Annotated in this window: 20 protein-coding genes; 7 read left to right on the forward strand and 13 right to left on the reverse strand. The window is 75.1% G+C overall.

The genetic code is table 11. From position 1 onward, the window contains the following. The first annotated feature begins 5 nt into the window (after positions 1-5). From ABD973_RS31945 to ABD973_RS31965, 5 genes are read left to right on the forward strand one after another with little or no spacing between them, the layout of a single operon-like run. Positions 6-254: a gas vesicle protein GvpG gene (locus tag ABD973_RS31945; RefSeq protein WP_345503659.1), complete on the forward strand. Its 249-nt coding sequence runs from the start codon at positions 6-8 to the stop codon at positions 252-254. Between the two features lie 42 nt (positions 255-296). Next, a complete protein-coding gene (locus ABD973_RS31950) occupies positions 297-650 on the forward strand; it encodes a gas vesicle protein (RefSeq protein ID WP_125594975.1) in 354 nt (117 codons plus the stop codon). Next, positions 640-1,464, forward strand: coding sequence for a GvpL/GvpF family gas vesicle protein (locus ABD973_RS31955; RefSeq protein WP_345503662.1), 825 nt, complete (start codon positions 640-642; stop codon positions 1,462-1,464). The genes ABD973_RS31950 and ABD973_RS31955 overlap by 11 nt, the downstream gene beginning before the upstream one ends. Continuing rightward, positions 1,461-1,661: a gas vesicle protein GvpJ gene (gene gvpJ, locus ABD973_RS31960; RefSeq protein ID WP_125819918.1), complete on the forward strand. Its 201-nt coding sequence runs from the start codon at positions 1,461-1,463 to the stop codon at positions 1,659-1,661. The genes ABD973_RS31955 and gvpJ overlap by 4 nt, the downstream gene beginning before the upstream one ends. Next, on the forward strand, positions 1,658-2,053 hold the full coding sequence (locus ABD973_RS31965) for a gas vesicle protein K (protein WP_125819917.1): 396 nt from the start codon (positions 1,658-1,660) through the stop codon (positions 2,051-2,053). Before gvpJ ends, ABD973_RS31965 begins: the two co-directional genes overlap by 4 nt. 65 nt (positions 2,054-2,118) lie before the next feature. Here the strand turns inward: ABD973_RS31965 and ABD973_RS31970 are convergent, their stop codons facing one another. Then, positions 2,119-2,382, reverse strand: a complete 264-nt coding sequence (locus ABD973_RS31970; protein ID WP_125594959.1) for a GlsB/YeaQ/YmgE family stress response membrane protein — start codon at positions 2,380-2,382, stop codon at positions 2,119-2,121. Between the two features lie 83 nt (positions 2,383-2,465). Continuing rightward, a complete protein-coding gene (locus ABD973_RS31975; RefSeq protein WP_164720816.1) occupies positions 2,466-2,642 on the reverse strand; it encodes a hypothetical protein in 177 nt (58 codons plus the stop codon). Positions 2,643-2,895: 253 nt separating this feature from the next. Between ABD973_RS31975 and ABD973_RS31980 the strand changes: the two genes are divergently transcribed. Then, a complete protein-coding gene (locus ABD973_RS31980; protein ID WP_345503665.1) occupies positions 2,896-3,420 on the forward strand; it encodes a cupin domain-containing protein in 525 nt (174 codons plus the stop codon). Further along, the gene (locus ABD973_RS31985) at positions 3,411-4,166 is read left to right on the forward strand and encodes a DUF72 domain-containing protein (protein WP_125819915.1); all 756 of its coding nucleotides are present in this window, start codon (positions 3,411-3,413) and stop codon (positions 4,164-4,166) included. The genes ABD973_RS31980 and ABD973_RS31985 overlap by 10 nt, the downstream gene beginning before the upstream one ends. Here ABD973_RS31985 and ABD973_RS31990 read toward each other — a convergent pair. The 11 genes from ABD973_RS31990 to ABD973_RS32040 form a co-directional block, all read right to left on the reverse strand. Further along, positions 4,147-4,449 (reverse strand): hypothetical protein, encoded by a 303-nt coding sequence (locus tag ABD973_RS31990; RefSeq protein ID WP_125594962.1) that lies wholly within the window; start codon positions 4,447-4,449, stop codon positions 4,147-4,149. The two genes, ABD973_RS31985 and ABD973_RS31990, sit on opposite strands and share 20 nt — an antisense overlap. A 101-nt stretch (positions 4,450-4,550) precedes the next feature. Then, entirely contained in the window at positions 4,551-4,781 is a 231-nt protein-coding gene (locus ABD973_RS31995; protein ID WP_345503668.1) for a hypothetical protein, read from the reverse strand. Between the two features lie 128 nt (positions 4,782-4,909). Next, positions 4,910-5,524, reverse strand: coding sequence for a hypothetical protein (locus ABD973_RS32000; protein WP_125819914.1), 615 nt, complete (start codon positions 5,522-5,524; stop codon positions 4,910-4,912). Between the two features lie 53 nt (positions 5,525-5,577). Continuing rightward, positions 5,578-6,372: a VOC family protein gene (locus ABD973_RS32005; protein ID WP_345503671.1), complete on the reverse strand. Its 795-nt coding sequence runs from the start codon at positions 6,370-6,372 to the stop codon at positions 5,578-5,580. Between the two features lie 70 nt (positions 6,373-6,442). Continuing rightward, the gene (locus ABD973_RS32010) at positions 6,443-9,184 is read right to left on the reverse strand and encodes a fumarate reductase/succinate dehydrogenase flavoprotein subunit (protein WP_345504823.1); all 2,742 of its coding nucleotides are present in this window, start codon (positions 9,182-9,184) and stop codon (positions 6,443-6,445) included. Between the two features lie 20 nt (positions 9,185-9,204). Further along, positions 9,205-9,963 (reverse strand): ABC transporter ATP-binding protein, encoded by a 759-nt coding sequence (locus ABD973_RS32015; RefSeq protein WP_125819912.1) that lies wholly within the window; start codon positions 9,961-9,963, stop codon positions 9,205-9,207. Next, positions 9,960-10,790, reverse strand: coding sequence for an ABC transporter permease (locus ABD973_RS32020; RefSeq protein WP_125819911.1), 831 nt, complete (start codon positions 10,788-10,790; stop codon positions 9,960-9,962). The genes ABD973_RS32015 and ABD973_RS32020 overlap by 4 nt, the downstream gene beginning before the upstream one ends. After that, positions 10,787-12,157: an ABC transporter substrate-binding protein gene (locus ABD973_RS32025; protein ID WP_345503674.1), complete on the reverse strand. Its 1,371-nt coding sequence runs from the start codon at positions 12,155-12,157 to the stop codon at positions 10,787-10,789. Before ABD973_RS32025 ends, ABD973_RS32020 begins: the two co-directional genes overlap by 4 nt. A gap of 14 nt (positions 12,158-12,171) precedes the next feature. Continuing rightward, the gene (locus tag ABD973_RS32030; RefSeq protein ID WP_125594968.1) at positions 12,172-12,399 is read right to left on the reverse strand and encodes a 4Fe-4S dicluster domain-containing protein; all 228 of its coding nucleotides are present in this window, start codon (positions 12,397-12,399) and stop codon (positions 12,172-12,174) included. A 60-nt stretch (positions 12,400-12,459) separates the two neighbouring features. Next, a complete protein-coding gene (locus ABD973_RS32035; RefSeq protein WP_125819909.1) occupies positions 12,460-13,227 on the reverse strand; it encodes a GntR family transcriptional regulator in 768 nt (255 codons plus the stop codon). Positions 13,228-13,441: 214 nt separating this feature from the next. Next, on the reverse strand, positions 13,442-13,843 hold the full coding sequence (locus tag ABD973_RS32040) for an STAS domain-containing protein (RefSeq protein ID WP_241253522.1): 402 nt from the start codon (positions 13,841-13,843) through the stop codon (positions 13,442-13,444). Positions 13,844-13,930: the final 87 nt, after the last annotated feature.

The raw sequence follows: 13,930 nt of genomic DNA on the forward strand, positions 1-13,930 counted from the left end.
GAGCCATGGGACTGCTGACCAGCCTGGTCACCGCGCCGCTGGCGCCCGTACGCGCCGTGATGTGGGTGGCGCAGCGTGTCGCGGACAAGGCCGAGGCCGAGTACTACGACCCGGCGCCGGTGTGGGCCGCCCTGGCAGAACTCGACGGACAGCTGCGGCGCGGCGAGATCGACCAGGCCGCCTTCGACGGGGCGGAGGAGGAACTCCTCGACCGCCTCGACGAGATCGCGCGCTTCAGGCAGGGCCTGCCGTGACCGGGGAGGTGGGGGACCGTGACTGACCCGCTCGTGAGCCGGCTGGGCCCCCTTCCGTCGCGGGCCGGCCCGGCGTCCTATCCGCCCGCCTCCTCGGGCAGCCTGGCCGACATCCTCGAACGCGTCCTGGACAAGGGCATCGTCATCGCCGGCGACATCCGCATCAACCTGCTCGACATCGAGCTGCTGACGGTCAAGCTCCGGATCCTCATCGCCTCCGTGGACAAGGCCAAGGAGATGGGCATCGACTGGTGGGAGCACGACCCCTCGCTCTCCTCCGGGCACGCCCGGGACCCGCTCGAACAGGAGAACCGGCGACTGCGCGCCGAGCTGGAGGAGCTGCGCCGCGAGCGCACGGACGCCGACGCCCCGAGGAGGCCGTCCCGTGACGCCTGAACCGGCCCTCACCTACGTCTACGCCGTCGCCGGGGCCACCCCCGGGCTCGAGGGGCTCCTGGCCGGGCTCCGCGGGGTGGCCGGGGCCGCGGTCGCCCTCCTCGCGCCCGACGGCACCACGAACGGAGCCCCGGCGTTCGTCGTCAGCCGGGTCCCGGGCGCCGAGTGGGGCGAGGAGGCGCTCAGGTCCCGCTTCGAGGACCTGTCCTGGCTGGAAGGGACCGCCAGGGCCCACCACAGCGTCATCGAGGAACTCATGGGCCGCACCACGGTCCTGCCCCTGCGCATGGCCACCCTCTACCAGGACGACCAACGGGCCCTGGGCGCACTGCGCGAGCAGTACGACGCCTTCGCCGAGGGACTCGCCCTCCTGGCCCGCCACGCCGAGTACGGGGTCAAGGTCTACATCCGCCCGGACGCCGGCCCCCCGGACCCCGGCGGAACCCCGCCCGCCGGCGAGGATCCCGTCAGCCCCGGCAAGGCCTACCTGCGGGCCCGCAAGGCCCAGCACCGCGCCCACGAGGACCGGGGCCGCCAGGCCGGACGGGCCGCGGAGCGCATCGCCGACACCGCCGGCCGGTACGCCACCCACGTCGTGCGGCACCCGCCCCAGACGGGCCCGCTGGCCGGCGGCGACGGCGGCGAGAACGTCCTCAACGACGCCTACCTCGTACCCGACGGCGAAGCCGACGCCTTCCGCGCCGCGGTCCGGCACGCGGCCGACGGCCTGCCGGGCGTCCGCGTCGAACTCACCGGCCCCTGGGCGCCCTACTCCTTCGCCGTGCCGCAACCCCGGCACGGCGGTCCGTCATGAACCCCGCCGAACGGGACGAGACCCTGCCGGGCCGGCAGGTCGCCCTCGTCGACCTCCTCGACCGGCTCCTGGCCGGCGGCGTCGTCATCGTCGGGGACGTCGTCCTGTCCGTCGCGGACATCGACCTCGTACGGATCTCCCTGCGCGCCCTGATCACCTCCGTCGGCCCCACCGCCCGGGGCGGCGAGCAGCCGTGACCGCCGAACGCCCCGCGCGGCCGCACCGCCCCCCGGACCTCACGCCCGTCGGCGACACGCTGGCCGACGCCTTCCGCCTGCTGCGGGCACCGCCCGAAGCCCCGGACGGGCCCCGGACACCGGCCCGCCGCGTCCGTACCGGCCCCGAGAGCGCGGGGGAGGACCTCCTCAAGCTCGTCCTCACCCTCGTGGAACTCCTGCGCCAGCTCATCGAACGCCAGGCCCTGCGCCGGGTCGACGCCGGAGACCTCACCGACGCGCAGGAGGAGGAACTCGGCGCCACCCTGCTCGCCCTGCACGAGCGCATGAGCGAGCTGTGCGCCGAGCACGGGTACGCCCTGGAGGACCTGAACCTCGACCTGGGCCCGCTCGGCCCCCTCCTCGACCCCTGACGACGAAGGCCCCGCCCGGGGGGGCGGGGCCTTGATCTGGGACGCCTCCTGCGCGGCGCCCTCCGTCACCGTGTGGCGCGGCTGAACAACCGGAAGAGGGCGAGCAGGATGAGCGATCCGACGATGGCGGCGATCCACGTGGAGAGCTCGAAGAACCCGTCGATGGAGTCGACGCCGAATATCACCTTGCCCAGCCATCCTCCGAGCAGTCCGCCCGCGATTCCGATGAGTATGGTGACGATGATTCCGCCCGGGTCCTTCCCCGGCATCAGCATTTTGGCGATGATGCCCGCGAGCAGCCCGATGAGGATCCAAGCGATAATGCCCATGGCACCTTCTTCTTCTCGTCGCGTGAAGTCGTGGTCAATCTCGCTTCTACACCGTAAACGGGATTTCAAACCTGGCCGGGCCGCTACAGTGCGGCCCGCAGCGCGCGCCGCAGCGCGAACCGGACCCCCCGTGCCATCAGGCGCAACCCCAGGACCGCCAGCCGGCCGCAGGCCCTGCGGGCGACGGCCCGGGGCGTCCACCGGGCGAGCGCCCGGCGTCGGCGCCATCGGCGCATCCGATGCCCCCGCGTGAACTTCACGGGTCTCTCCTGAATGGCGGAACGGAAAATGCCGGCGCCCCCGCGCCGTCCGGCCGGGCCGTTCGGCGGACGGCGGAACGAATACCGCCGGAGGCCGCAGGATGCGGCTACCCGGATTCCCCGCCGGAAATCCCCGGGAGGGGCATCGGAAGGCAGCCCGGCATGGAACGGCGGCTTCGGGGCAGGCGCCGGGTGCAGAACGCCCGGGTGCGGCCGCGGCGCCCGGGCACGGTATGCGAGGCGGTGTGTACCCATGGACATCCGGCCGGCCGCGTTGCGCGGCGAACGCACCCCGGAACCCGAGGAACTCCTGGAGATCGCCTACGACGTGGGCCGCGACTACCACCGCTGGCGGCCCAGGCTGGCCGAGGCCGAAGGCGAGGGCTGCTGGCTCCCGCTCCACCGGGCCGACGCCCTCGGCGTCTGGGCCCTCGGCTGGGACTGCCTGCCGCCGGGCGCCGCCTACCTCGACCACGAGCGGATGCGGGGAGCGGTCTTCGTGGCCCGGGGCGCGCTCACCCACGAGCGGGCGCGGCTCGGCAACGCCCCGCACACCGACGAGGTGGGCGCCGGCAACGGCTTCTGCTTCGACGAGACCTTCTACCACCGCATGCGCCCGGTCGGTGAGGCCGGCCCGACCGTCACGGTGCACGTGTTCGCGCTCACCGCACCGGAGGCCGTGGCGGGCCACGACCCCGCGTGCCCCGCCCTCTGGCTGGGGCTGCCGTCGACGGCGGCGGACCGGCGGGTCCCGGGCGGGGGTGCGCCGTGCCCGTGACCGTCGGCACCTCGGGGTGGCAGTACCGGGACTGGAAGGGTGTGTTCTACCCGCCCGACCGGCCCCAGCGGCTGTGGCTGGAGGAGTACGCGGAGCACTTCCGCACCGTGGAGAGCAACAACGCCTTCTACCGGCTGCCCTCGCCCGAGACCTTCGCCCGCTGGCGCGAGCGCACCCCGCCCGGCTTCCTGATGGCGGTGAAGGCCAGCAGGTTCCTCACCCACGTCAAACGCCTGCGCGACCCGGCCGAACCGGTCGGCCGCCTGATGGCGCACGCCGCCTGCCTGGGGGACCGGCTGGGCCCGGTCCTGCTCCAGCTGCCGCCGACGCTGCGGTGCGACCCCGAGGCGCTGGACCGGTGCCTGGGCTGCTTCCCCGCCGGGACCAGGGTGGCCGTCGAGCCCCGGCACGAGTCGTGGTGGACGCCCGCCGTGCGCTCCGTGCTCACCGGCCGGGGCGCCGCCCTGTGCTGGGCGGACCGGGGCTCACGTCCGGTGACACCGCTCTGGCGCACCGCCGACTGGGGCTACGTCCGCTTCCACGAGGGCCGCGCCGACCCCTGGCCCCGGTACGGGCGCACCGCCCTGCGGAGCTGGGCCGCGCGCATCGCCGACACCTGGCCCCCGGAGGCCGACGTCCACGTCTACTTCAACAACGACCCCGGCGGCGCGGCCGTCACCGACGCCCGCGCCTTCGTCCGCCTCGCCGGCGTTCCCGCCGGCCGGCTCAGCCCGCCGGGGCGGTGATGCCGGGATGCGGGAGCGTGGCCTCGCCCCCGGTGCGTACGGCCAGCAGCACGGCGTCGTGCAGGGCGCGGCTGGCCTCCTCGCTCGGGCAGGGGGCGGGGCTGCCCGCCAGGGTGAGCCACTCCGTCGCGCCGCTGTGCTGGACGGCGACGCGGGCGAGGCGGTCGTCCTCGGTCCAGGTGGTGTGGACGTCGAGCTCACCGGTCAGCAGTACCGACTCGGCGGTCCGCACACCGCCGCGACCGGCGAAGACACCGCGGGTGGTCCATGATGCCCAGGTCATCAGGCCTCCAGGAGCCGTCCCGTACCGCTACGGGACCTCGGGGTTCGGGCTGGCGTCATACCCGGCCTGGACGGGATATATGCATGCAAACCACCTGATTTTTACAACGGGGGCTCTTCCGCCGTCCCCCGCTCCACGACCCGGCGGGCGGCCTCGTGCTCGGCGGCCGGCGGCGACAGCTCGTCCAGCGTGTCCAGGTCGGTGTCCCGCTCCAGCTCCCGCTCCCAGTCGGCGGCGAGCCGCTCCTGCTCCGCGCGCGGCAGGCCGCCCACGGCATCCCGATGGGCCGGGTCGAGAGCGGCCAGGAAGCGTTCCACCACGTCCGATGACATTCCGTACTCCTTGTCGCTGGGCGAGGGCCCCGTACGCGACGGCCCGCGCCCAGCATGCGCGGCCGGGCCCCCCGCCCCGGGCAGGCGCGGCCCACCACTGCCCCGAACGGCGCCGGGATCCCCGCCCCCTACGGCAGCCCCACCAGCCCCCAGCCGCGACGGGCCGCCTCCCCGGTCACGTCGCCCCACTCGCCCAGCAGCGCCGTGAACTCCTCGAAGACCTGCGGACGGCAGGCCCAGCCGACGCACTCGGCGGCGAACGCCCCGCGCAGCGCCTCCAGCCGGGAGCCCACCCGCCCCCACGCGGCGGCCCGCTCCGCCACCGCCCCCGGCGGGCTGACGAGCAGGACCCCCGACCGCCCGCCGGGCACCGGCGGGAACACCCCGTCTCCGCCGCCCAGCGCGGGGTCCCGCGCCTCGTCCGCACCCCACAGCAGACCGCCCAGGAAGACGTCCAGGTCCTCGCGCACGGACGGGTCGACCAGCGGCCGCATGTCGGCCCACCCCCGGCCCGCGTCGGAGTGGAAGCGTGCGGAGCCCGTGGTGCCGAAGAAGCAGTACTCCGCGCACCACGCCGACTCTGGGCCCGGCGGCCAGTTCCAGCCGTCGACGAGGCGCTGCCATCCGAGGCCGTCCTCGGCCGGCGGCCGGACGGCGTCCCCGAGCGCGTCTGCCTGCTCCCCGACGGGGAAGGCGCGCAGCCGTGCCCAGTCCGCCGTGAACAGCGTGAGGTCCAGTCCCATGGGCCGCAGCATAGGCAGGACGGCGCCCCGGCCCCGCAGGGTTTTCCGGCCGCTCAGCCGTCGGCGCCCGACGGGGCGAGGACCACGAAGTCGGCGTTCCACGGGTCGAGGCAGACGGCGAGCCGGCCGACGCCCTCCACGTCCTGCGGGCCCGTGCGCGTGGTGCCGCCGTGCGCGGTGACCGCCGCCACCGCCGCGTCGCAGTCGGCGACGGCGAAGACCGGGTGCCAGTACGCGCGTCCCCGCGTGAGCGCCAGGTGCTCCTCGTCGAGGCGCGTCAGGCCGCCGTGCATCCGCTCCTCCGGGAGGCCGGCCGGGGTGATGAGCGCGTACGTGCCCGCCCCGCCCGGCAGCTCCATGTCACTGAAGCGCCAGCCGAGGACGCCGCCGTAGAACTCCCGCGCGGCCGCGGCGTCGCTCGTGAACAGCTCGGTCCAGCACAGCGAGCCCGGCTCGTCCACCAGCTCGGCGCCCCGGTCCGTGCCCGGCTCCCAGACGGCGAACTGGCCGCCCTGGGGGTCGCTGTACTGTGCCATGCGGCCCGCGTCGTCCAGCGTCATCGGAGCCACCCGGACGGTGCCGCCCGCGGCCTCCACGGCCCGGGTGGCGGCGTCCGCGTCGGGGACGCCGAAGTAGATCATCCACGCCGAGCGCGCGCCCCGCTCGGTGAGCCTGCCCAGCCCGGCGACGGTCTTGCCGTCCCTGCGGAACACCCCGCCCTCCATACCGCCCATGGACGCGTACGCCCACCCGAACACGGCGCCGTAGAAGGCCGCGGCCGACGGCACGTCCGGGGTGCCGAGGTCGAGCCAGCAGGGGGAGCCGGGGACGTAATCGGTGGTGATCATGGTGCCGGCCTTTCACGGGTCCGCGGGGTCCCCAGCCTGGCACCGGACCCCGGCCCCCGCCCCTCGGCCGTCAGGCCCCCGCGCGGGCGGCGTACGCGCGCACGTCCGCGTCCGGGTCGGCCGTCGCCGAGGCCAGCGCGGTCCGGGCCCCGGGGTCGTCGTCCCGGTGGCGGAGCAGGGACAGCACGGCCGCCTTGCGGACGTCCGCGTTGCCGTCGTCCAGGGCCTTCGCCAGCGCCGGGACGGCCCGCGCCGGCGGGGCCGCCCGCAGGGCCGTCGCGGCCCCCGCCCGCACCTGCCACGCCGGGTCGCCGAGCGCGGATCCCGCCAGCGCGGCGTACCCGGGCGGGCACCCGGTGGCGGCCAGCGCCGCCAGGGCCGCGCCCCGGACCAGCGGGTCGGCGTCGCCGAGCAGCGGGTCCAGCGGACCCGGGGCCGGGTCGTGGACGGCCGCGAGGCCCCGCGCCACCGCGACCCGGACCTCGCGGGCGGGGTCCGCGGCGGCCGCCGCCAGCTCCGGCACGGCGTCCACCGAGACCAGCGCCCGGACGGCGGCGATGCGCACCTCGATCCCGCCATCGGCGAGCGCGGCCGCGTACACCCCGGCGTCGCCCAGCCGCAGCGCCCGCAGCACCTCCAGCGCGGCGGCCCGCACGGCCGGATCCTCCGAGGCCAGCGCCGCCCGCAGCCCCGCGCCCAGCTCCGGCTCCGCGGGCAGCACCTCCACCAGCTCGCGCAGCGCACCCGCCGCCGCGGCCCGCACCTCGGGCGCCGGGTCCCGCAGGCACCCGGCGAGGGCCGGCCCGGCCCCGTCCGGCACGGTCTCGGCGAGCACCGCCACGGCGGCCGCCCGCACCCCGGCGTCCGCGTCGCCCAGGAACGGGCGCAGCGCCTCCAGGTCGGGCGCCTCCTCGGCCAGCGCCAGCAGCCGCGGCAGGGCGGGGCTCGGCGCGGGGACGGCCCCCGCGGCCGGATGCCCCGCGGCCGCAGCCGCCGCGGTCCCCGCGGCGGCGGCCCCCGGCCGCGCCGCCGGAGCCGCGTCCCTCGGCCCGGCCGTCGCCACCGGGACCAGCTCGACCTCGCCGAGCCACCGCTCCGGGCCCGCCACCGGCGTGAACTCCGGCACCGGCACCGTGTACGGCTCGACCGGCCGCGCCGTGAACTCCATGGCCCCGGACGCCGACCTGCGCAGGTCGAGGTGGTGCAGCCAGCCGGCGTCGTCCTGCTCGGGATGGTCCATCCGCTCGTGGTAGAGCCCCCACCGGGACTCGGTGCGGGCCAGCGAGGCCCGGGCGGCCATCTCCGCGCAGTCCCGGATGAAGGACACCTCGGCGCACCGCATCAGCTCGTGCGCGGTGCGCGCCCCCATCCCGGCGATCTCCCCGGACATCCGGGTGAACGCCTCCACGGCCAGGGACAGCTTCGCCCCCGACTTCGGCGGTGCCACGTAGTCGTTGACGAACCGCCGCAGCTTGTACTCCACCTGCGGCTGCGGCGGCCCGTCCGGGTTGCGCAGCGGCCGGTAGACCAGCTCGTGGGCGGCGGCGACCTGGTCCCGCGGCAGCTCGCCCTCGTACGCCCGGTACCGCGCCGCGTCCTCGCCGGCCAGGTCCCCGTACACGAACGCGCCGATCATGTAGTTGTGCGGTACGCAGGCCAGGTCGCCGGCCGCGTACAGCCTGGGCACGGTGGTGCGGGCGTGGTCGTCGACCCGTACCCCGGAGGCGGAGTGCCCGCCGCACAGCCCGATCTCCGAGATGTGCATCTCGATGTCGTGGGTGCGGTAGTCGTGGCCCCGGCCCTCGTGGAAGGTGCCGCGGGTGGGCCGTTCCGTGCTGTGCAGGATGGACTCGACGGCGGAGACGGTCTCCTCCGGCAGGTGGCTGAGCTTGAGGTACACCGGCCCCCGGTCGGAGGCGAGTTCGGCCGCGAACTCGGACATCATCTGCCCCGACCAGTAGTCGGACTCCACGAACCGCTCGCCGTGCCGGTTGACCTGGTAGCCCCCGAACGGGTTCGCCACGTACGCGCAGGCCGGCCCGTTGTAGTCCTTGATCAGCGGGTTGATCTGGAAGCACTCGATCCCGGTCAGGGCCGCCCCCGCGTGGTAGGCCATGGCGTAGCCGTCACCCGCGTTCGTGGGGTTCTCGTACGTCCCGTACAGGTAGCCGGAGGCCGGCAGCCCGAGCCTGCCGCAGGCGCCGGTGGCGAGGATCACCGCGCCCGCCCGTACCGTGACGAACGCGCCCGTGCGGGTGTCGAACCCGGCCGCGCCGACGGCCCGGCCGTCGTCCGGGTGGGTGAGCACCCGGACCGGCATCACCCGGTTCTCGATCCGGATCCGCTCCCGCATCTCGCGGCGCCGCAGCTGCCGGTAGAGGACCTTCTTGACGTCCTTGCCCTCCGGCATCGGCAGGACGTAGGAGCCGGAGCGGTGGACCTGGCGGACCGCGTACTCGCCGTGCTCGTCCTTCTCGAACTTCACCCCGTACGACTCCAGCCGCTTGACCATGTCGAAGCCGCGGGTGGCGGTCTGGCGGACCGTGGACTGGTCGACGATCCCGTCGTTGGCGCGGGTGATCTCGGCGACGTAGTCGTCGGGCTCGGCCCTGCCGGGGACGACCGCGTTGTTGACGCCGTCCATGCCCATGGCGAGGGCGCCGGAGTGCCGTACGTGCGCCTTCTCCAGCAGCAGTACGTCCGCTCCGCGCCCGGCGGCGGTCAGCGCGGCCATCGTGCCGGCGGTGCCGCCGCCGATGACGAGGACGTCGCAGGACAGCTCGGTCGCGTCGGCGGGGGAGGGGATGGCCAGGGTGTCCACGGGGGTGCCTTTCAGAGGAATTCGAGGATGCTGCGCCGCAGTTCGGCCGTGCCGGGCGCGTGCTGCGCGTCGCGCCGGCGCGGGTGCGGCACGTCCAGCACCCGCCCGGAGCCGAGCAGGGCCACCCGGTCGCCGAGGTGCAGCGCCTCGTCCACGTCGTGGGTGACGAAGACGACGGTCGCTCCGGTGCCCGCGAGGATGTCCACCAGCAGGTCCTGCATCTCGGCGCGGGTGCGGGCGTCCAGCGCGCCGAAGGGCTCGTCCATCAGGACCGCCCGCGGCCGGCCGGCCAGCGCGCGGGCCAGCTGGACGCGCTGGCGCTGCCCGCCGGAGAGCTGGTGCGGCAGCTTGTGGGCGTGCTCGGCCAGCCCGACCCGCTCCAGCCACTCGGCCGCCGACCGGCGTCGTTCGGCGCGGGGCACCCGCCGGATGGCCAGGGGCAGTTCCACGTTGGCGCGGACGCTGCGCCAGGGCAGCAGCGCGTCGTGCTGGAAGACGAGCGCCCGGTCGGAGGCGGGCCGGGTCACGGGTTCGCCGCCCTGCGTGACCCGCCCGTCGAGCGCGGGCAGCAGCCCGGCGAGGGTGCGCAGCAGGGTGGACTTCCCGCAGCCGGAGGGCCCGACCACGGCCAGCAGCTCGCCCGGGGCGACCCGCAGGGTGACGGTGCCCGGCAGGGCCGCGCCGCCCGGATGCCCGAGCCGTACGTCCTCCAGGGCGAGTTCGGTGCCGGCCCGGGCGGGCGGGGCGACGGGCGGGGCGGTGGTGCTCATGCGACCGGCTCCTTCCGGGGAACGGCGGTGGGGGGCGCTGCCGCGCGGCCGCCGGTGCGTGCGGCCGGGCGGGGCAGCCAGGCGGTGGCGCGGCGGCCGAGCAGCTCGACCGCGGTGGAGGTGAGCCAGCCGAGGGCGCCGATGGTGGTCATGCCGACGAACACCGCGGGGTAGTCGACGACCGTGTAGTCCTGCCAGGTGCGGTAGCCGACCCCGTACTCGCCCGAGATCATCTCGGCGGAGATCACACAGATCCACGAGACGCCGATGCCCACCGACAGGCCGCCGAAGATGCCGGGCAGGGCCCCGGGCAGCACCACCGAGAACAGCACCCGCGCCCGTCCGCCGCCCATGGTCAGCACGGCCTCCTCCCAGACGGGGGTGAGGGCGCGGACCGCGTGCCGGGTCGAGACGGCCACCGGGAAGAAGGCGGCGGCGAAGGTGATGAACACGATGCCCTGCTCGTTGGTCGGCAGCAGCAGGATGGCGACCGGCACCAGGGCGATGGCGGGTACCGGGCGCACCACCTCCACCAGCGGGCCCAGCAGGTCGGCCGCCCACCGGGAGCGGGCCACGGCCGTGCCGACCGCCACCCCGAGCACGGCGGCCAGCACGAAGCCCACCCCGATCCGGCGCAGGCTGTGCCCCAGGTCCTGCCAGTACGCTCCGGTGCCGACCCGGTCGGCGAAGGCGGAGGCCACCTCGCCGACCGTCGGGAACTGCTCGAAGCGCAGCCACAGGTTCACGTCCAGCGAGGTCAGCAGCTGCCACAGCCCGAGGGCCGCGGCCAGCGAGGCCCCCCGCAGCAGCCAGCGGCCCGGGCTCATGAGGCCAGGCCCACGGCGTCCTGGTAGCCGATGACGCGGGCGCCCGGGTGCTGCCCGACGTACGCCGTGGCGCCGGCCGCGGTGACGAAGGCGCGCGGCTCGGCGCCGTCCGCGACCCACACCGCCTTGTCGGCGAACCACAGGGTGCCGGTCACCGCGTCCGGTACGTACGCGGCCCGTACGTCGGCCCCCTTGGCGGCCTTCAGCAGCTCCTTGGGGCTGTCGAAGGAGGCGGTGGTGGCCTGGCCCCTGAGCCACAGCTCGGACCTCGCGGCGCCCGCCTTCGGGTACCCGGGCCCCTGAACAGCCCGCTTCAGCGGCGCCGGGTCGACGAAGGCGTCGACGTCGACGTCGCCCACCAGCCCGGCGCCCTTGAGCACCGGCACGTCCTCCTTCAACGCGGCGATCAGCTCGGGGCGGAGCTCCGGGTCGAAGGTGGCGATGCCGTTCGCACCGTTGTAGAGGTAGACCACCTCGGCCGGCAGCCCGGTCTCCTTGGCGACCGACTCGGCGGCCGCCACCGGCCGCTCGCGCAGGTAGTCGGTCGCGCGGCGCTGCGCTTTGAGGAAGTCGTCGACGACGCCCGGCCGTTCACCGGCGAACCTCTGCCGGACGGTGACCCCGTGAAAGGTGGGCAGGTTCAGCTCGGCCCCGTCGTACAGGGCTTTCGCCCGGCCCTCGAAGGCCAGCTGGCCCGGCCAGGCCACGAACTGGGAGAGGGCGTCCGCGCTGCCGGCCTGGAGGGCCGAAGCGCCCACGCTGGGCTGCTGGTTGAGCTTCTGGACGCCCTTGTCGGGGTCGATCCCGGCGCGCTGGAGGGCCCGTACGAGGGTCCCGTCGGCGGCCGATCCCACGCTCGTGGACACCTTCTTGCCGCGCAGGTCGGCCAGCGACTCCAGCTTCGAGTCCGGGGCGGTCACCACGGTGTTGAGGCCGCCGCGCAGGTTGTAGCCGGTGACGGAGACCAGCGAGGTCGGCTGCTTCAGCTCCTTGCCCCGGACGGCGTTGAGGAGCAGCGGGAAGTCGCCCATCGAACCGATGTCGATCTTGCCGGCCGTCATCTGCGCGGTGATGGGGGCGCCCGTCGCGTAGTCCTGCCAGTCGACCCTGTACGCCACCCCCTCCTTCTTCCCGCGGGCCGCCAGCTCCTCCTCGAAGTAGCCGAGGGAGCGCAGCAGGGTGCCGGCGGTGACCGTGTTGATGGTCTTGGACTGGTAGCCGACGGTCACGGTGACCGTCTTCGACGGGCTGCCGCCCGCCGCGCCGCCACCGCCCCCGTCGGCGCCGCCGCAGGCGGCGGCCAGGGGGAGGAGCAGGGAGAGCGGGACGGCGGTGCGCAGGGATCTGCGGAGGGATCTGCGGCTCATCGGGGCCGGGCCTTTCATCGGAGCAGGTAGGGCATGTTGACGGTGACCGCGCCGGTGGGACAGCGTGCCGCGCACGGGCCGCAGTACCAGCACTCGTCGACGTGCATGTACGCCTTGCCGTTGTCCTCGCGGATCGCGAGCGAGTCGAGCGGACACATGTCGACGCAGAGCGTGCAGCCGTCGATGCACTTGGACTCGTCGATGGTCACGGGCACGTCGCCGCGCTGGGGGACGAGGGGCATGGCTTCTCCAAGGGCCCGCGCGCAGGCGGGGAACGGGGGAGGGGCGGAAGGGGGAGGTGCTCAGAGGGAGCGGCGCAGCACGCCGCTCATGGTGATGCGGTCACCGCGGAAGCGGATGAACTCCAGGTCCACCGGCCGCCCGTCGGGCAGGCACGTCAGCCGCTCCAGCATCAGCACGGCGGTCCCGCGCGGAGCCTGGAGCACGGCGGCGGAGTGCGCGTCGGCGTTGACGGCCTCCAGCGTGATCTCCGCGTGGCCCAGCGGGCCGCCGGTCAGCGCCTCCAGGAGCCGGAACACGTCCGTGTTCTCCAGGTCGCAGCCGAGCAGCTCACCGCCCACGTCCATGGGCAGGTAGGACAGGTCCAGGGACAGCGGCAGTCCGTTCAGCCGGCGCAGCCGCTCGATACAGAGCACGTCGGTGTGCTCGGGCAGGCCCAGCCGGTGGGCGACCGGGCCGGGGGCGGTCACGGGCCCGACGGTACGGACCTCGTTGGTGACCCGGCCGTGCTCGTGCAGGGTCTCGGCCAGGCCCTGGAGGCGGTCCAGTCCGTGCGGGTACTTCTCGCACACCACCACCGTGCCCACCCCGGGCTGCCGGGCGACCAGCTGCTCGCCGCGCAGCAGGTCCAGGGCTTGGCGGACGGTGTTGCGGCTGGCCCGGTAGTCGGCGGCGATGACGTCCTCCAGGGGCAGCACCCCGCCCGGGAAGCCGCCCGCCAGGATCTGGTGGCGCAGCAGGTCGGCGAGCTGCCGGGCCTGGTCCGCACGCAGCCGTCGACGGCGCGCGGCGGCGACCGGGCGGGCGGCGGGGGCGGGTTCGGCTGGCATGGCAAGGAACGTACCGGGAGAGCCCCCCGGGTGGTGTTGCCGCAGTATTGCGCCACCTGACACCGCATGCGTACGGCTCTGACCTGCTGTTTCCACGGAAGGGCGGCAAGATCCGCCACTACGGCGCCCAGTATGTGGAACGCAGGGCGGCCACGATGCGAACGGCCGCCGGCCGCCCCTCACCCGGCGGCCGCGCGGGCCGGCCGGGGACGGTTCACCCGCCGGCCGGCACCCGGCCCGGGCCGGAATCCGTGAACGCGCGCGCGGGCTGCGCGCGTTCCGCGAGCAGCCGGCGAAAGCCCGGCATCGCGTACCGGTCGGCGGTGGCCGACGCGGGGCCGGGCAGGCCCGCGATCCGCGCCATCAGCTCCCGGGGACGTGGCTGCCAGCCGACGACCAGGACCCTCAGGCCCCGGTCCTCCGCGCGCCGGTGCAGGTCCAGGAGGTGCAGCAGACCGCCCGCGGTCATGACCGGGACCCCGTGCAGATCGACCATGAGGACCCGCTCGCCGGGAGTGACGTGCTCCAGCGCCTGCCGCAGGACCCGGCCCGACTCCTCGTCGAGCTCTCCTCCGGCGCTGACCAGGACGGTGGTGCCGCGGTACTCGACGTCCATGGTGATCAATACGTTCCCCTTTCCCTCACCCGCGCGGACGACGGCCCGCGGGGCCCCATCCTGGCGCGGAGCCGGGCGGAGCGGGTA

Source organism: Streptomyces racemochromogenes (assembly GCF_039535215.1).
In the GTDB taxonomy this organism is placed as follows: Bacteria; Actinomycetota; Actinomycetes; order Streptomycetales; family Streptomycetaceae; genus Streptomyces; species Streptomyces racemochromogenes.

Bases quoted from the DNA above. Each gene is read 5' to 3' on its own strand.
- ABD973_RS31945 (WP_345503659.1), top strand. From the start codon at position 6: ATGGGACTGCTGACCAGCCTGGTCACCGCGCCGCTGGCGCCCGTACGC.
- gvpJ (WP_125819918.1), top strand. From the start codon at position 1,461: ATGAACCCCGCCGAACGGGACGAGACCCTGCCGGGCCGGCAGGTCGCC.
- ABD973_RS31970 (WP_125594959.1), bottom strand. From the start codon at position 2,382: ATGGGCATTATCGCTTGGATCCTCATCGGGCTGCTCGCGGGCATCATC.
- ABD973_RS31980 (WP_345503665.1), top strand. From the start codon at position 2,896: ATGGACATCCGGCCGGCCGCGTTGCGCGGCGAACGCACCCCGGAACCC.
- ABD973_RS31990 (WP_125594962.1), bottom strand. From the start codon at position 4,449: ATGACCTGGGCATCATGGACCACCCGCGGTGTCTTCGCCGGTCGCGGC.
- ABD973_RS31995 (WP_345503668.1), bottom strand. From the start codon at position 4,781: ATGTCATCGGACGTGGTGGAACGCTTCCTGGCCGCTCTCGACCCGGCC.
- ABD973_RS32000 (WP_125819914.1), bottom strand. From the start codon at position 5,524: ATGGGACTGGACCTCACGCTGTTCACGGCGGACTGGGCACGGCTGCGC.
- ABD973_RS32005 (WP_345503671.1), bottom strand. From the start codon at position 6,372: ATGATCACCACCGATTACGTCCCCGGCTCCCCCTGCTGGCTCGACCTC.
- ABD973_RS32015 (WP_125819912.1), bottom strand. From the start codon at position 9,963: ATGAGCACCACCGCCCCGCCCGTCGCCCCGCCCGCCCGGGCCGGCACC.
- ABD973_RS32020 (WP_125819911.1), bottom strand. From the start codon at position 10,790: ATGAGCCCGGGCCGCTGGCTGCTGCGGGGGGCCTCGCTGGCCGCGGCC.
- ABD973_RS32025 (WP_345503674.1), bottom strand. From the start codon at position 12,157: ATGAGCCGCAGATCCCTCCGCAGATCCCTGCGCACCGCCGTCCCGCTC.
- ABD973_RS32030 (WP_125594968.1), bottom strand. From the start codon at position 12,399: ATGCCCCTCGTCCCCCAGCGCGGCGACGTGCCCGTGACCATCGACGAG.
- ABD973_RS32035 (WP_125819909.1), bottom strand. From the start codon at position 13,227: ATGCCAGCCGAACCCGCCCCCGCCGCCCGCCCGGTCGCCGCCGCGCGC.
- ABD973_RS32040 (WP_241253522.1), bottom strand. From the start codon at position 13,843: ATGGACGTCGAGTACCGCGGCACCACCGTCCTGGTCAGCGCCGGAGGA.